General features: G+C 66.4%; 2 protein-coding genes. Both read right to left on the bottom strand.

Annotated elements, in window-relative coordinates; all coding sequences use genetic code 11:
• On the bottom strand, nucleotides 1-141 hold a 141-nt coding region (locus tag AACY49_RS30210), incomplete at its 3' end, for an AAA family ATPase (RefSeq protein WP_339527911.1).
• Nucleotides 142-205: 64 nt separating this feature from the next.
• The coding region (locus tag AACY49_RS30205) for an outer membrane protein assembly factor BamD (protein ID WP_339527909.1) at nucleotides 206-544 on the bottom strand (339 nt) is incomplete at its 5' end.

Genomic DNA, 544 nt, shown 5'->3' with positions numbered 1-544 from the left:
GCCGAGCGCCAGGCCCAGCGCATCGAGCAGGATCGATTTGCCCGCACCGGTCTCACCGGTCAGCACGCCCAGGCCCTGCCCGAAGTGCAGGTCCAGCGCCTCGATCAGCACGACGTCACGGATGGCGAGAGAGATCAGCATGGGTCTGCCGCCCGCTTTACCCGAACAATCGATGTTCCGGTATCGTTCTTTTCGCCGCGCGCGGTCAGCTACCCGGGTTCGGATTGCCTGGGTTGGTCGACGAACCGCCCGAGGTCGGCAAAGCGCGCGCGTCGCGCTTCGGCTCGTGGGTTTTGAGCGGCTTGTCGGGAAGCGATTTGTCGGGCAGCGGCACGATCAACTGGCCCGGCGCGATCGCCGCGACCGCGACGGGCGGGTGTTCCTCCGACAATTTGTAGGCGCGGCTATACCATTGCGTGCCGGGATAATTGGCCCCCAGCACGGCCGCCGCCTTGCGAGCCTCATCGGGCACGCCGAGCGCGAGATAGGTTTCGGTCAGCCGCATCAGCGCCTCGGGTGCGTGCGTGGTCGTCTGATAATCGTC

The sequence above is a fragment of the Pseudomonas sp. EL_65y_Pfl2_R96 genome (genome assembly GCF_963970905.1).
Lineage (GTDB): Bacteria > Pseudomonadota > Gammaproteobacteria > Pseudomonadales > Pseudomonadaceae > Aquipseudomonas.
This window is presented reverse-complemented; position numbering and strand designations above follow the sequence as displayed.